Source organism: Bartonella sp. AA83SXKL (assembly GCF_042196965.1).
GTDB lineage: Bacteria > Pseudomonadota > Alphaproteobacteria > Rhizobiales > Rhizobiaceae > Bartonella.
Genome location: NZ_JBHIRG010000080.1, coordinates 1 through 1602, shown reverse-complemented (window position 1 = coordinate 1602; position 1602 = coordinate 1). Strand labels below are relative to the sequence as shown.

Here is a 1602-nt window from a genome sequence, read left to right as displayed (position 1 = left end):
AGATGCAACTGCCCCGCATTGGCTGCCATATCATGGCGCATACGAACACCAACACCTTTTTCTGTTGCCACAAGTTTAATCTGATCCGCCTGTAGAGCCCCCAAAGCAGAACCATCTATCGCATATTCCGGTTTACCAGTAATATCAGTTAGCTCTTTCATTTCCCGTGAAGCATAATCAAAGTGACCCGTCCCTGCTGTCACACCAATTTCTCTGCCCGCAACAGCTCCTTCAAAATGCACTGTGCGTGAGACAATATCGACAATATCAACCGCCCCCTTGCCAGAGAAAAAATTGGCTCCCTTAGCGCCAAAGGTAATATCCCCACCTCGCACCTCAAAGCCTTTCAAAAAACCGCTCGCATCAATTTCGGGTACACCTGTGGTTAAGGTCGCATGGGGCGTATTGATAAAGCCACAACCATCACAGCTTATCCCATTGGGATTGGCTATAATCACATCGGCGGGGCTCCCAAAAACCTCTCCTGGACCATGAAGCGCACTGCGCTTGCTGCTGGTCACTTCATTTAAAATCACTTTCGCCGAACCCGTGAGGCGCAAATGCGGATTGCCCGGCATAATGCCCCCCAACTGCGATTGCCCCACTTCTTGCGCATGATTGTTCCAAATCACACCCGGATTTCCAATATTAAAATCGTTATATTTATTGTGTGATAAGCCCTTGCCATTGGGGGTAACAATATCAATGGAAGGAACCCCATTGGGCGCTGCTACTATATCTGGACGATGGGCGGCATTCGCGTTAGGATCCACAGTAATTTGTGCCTGTAACGCTGAAGGTGCTAACAAACAAGAAAAACCAAGTCCCCCAAATAAAACCTTTTTGAGCATCGTACTGGAGACTAAAACACCTAATAAAGCTGCTCTTTCTGCTCTCTTCTCATATCTCATACGTTAACTCCCCAATAAAAAATGCTTAAAGTTCCATTGTTAATGTCATAAAAAATGTTCCTGATTTTTTGTGCTTAACTGTGCTCCAAAAAATACTGGAATAACTGGCATCAAGAGAGACCATGCCTCCCGCAAGCTTGACACCTGCTGTCCAACCGGCAAGCTGGTCACTCTTAATCCCATACAAAACTTGCGAAAACACACGCCCATAATCCAAACCAACATAAGGGCGAAGTTCTCCAAAAACCTTTTTGAAGGTCGCGTGATTGCTCCACGGAATGGTGCGTAGCAGCAAATCATTCCGGCTAAAAAAACCGTTATTGCCAAAAAGCAAACTCTCACGCGTGCCACGAACATTGGAAGCGCCCCCCAACGAAATCTGTTCAGCTCCCAATAAATTATGCGGTGAATATTGACCACTCAAAAGATTGCTCAGTATAAAGTCCAAGCCCCCTATCTTAAAAGGCGTCATGACACTAAGCGTACCGGTAAATTTGGCAAATTGTGGCTCCGCATCCCCTGCTCCTGGCGCATGTTTCTTTACTGAATGAAACAAGGGAAGCCCTTGCAAATAACTCACATCAAAGGTCCAAGTCCCCCCCAACATCTGGCGAGAATGCGAAATGCCAAAATTGGCGACGCTATATTGACGGCTGCCCACTTCAATCTTATTGCCAAGAAGGTAATTGTT

Annotated in this window: 2 protein-coding genes; both read right to left on the bottom strand. The window is 46.4% G+C overall.

Annotated features, from left to right (window positions below):
• Positions 1–911, bottom strand: a 911-nt coding sequence (locus ACFINO_RS09705; RefSeq protein WP_375655610.1) for a filamentous hemagglutinin N-terminal domain-containing protein, incomplete at its 3' end; no start/stop codon positions are given.
• Between the two features lie 25 nt (positions 912–936).
• Positions 937–1602, bottom strand: a 666-nt coding sequence (locus ACFINO_RS09700) for a ShlB/FhaC/HecB family hemolysin secretion/activation protein (RefSeq protein WP_375655608.1), incomplete at its 5' end; no start/stop codon positions are given.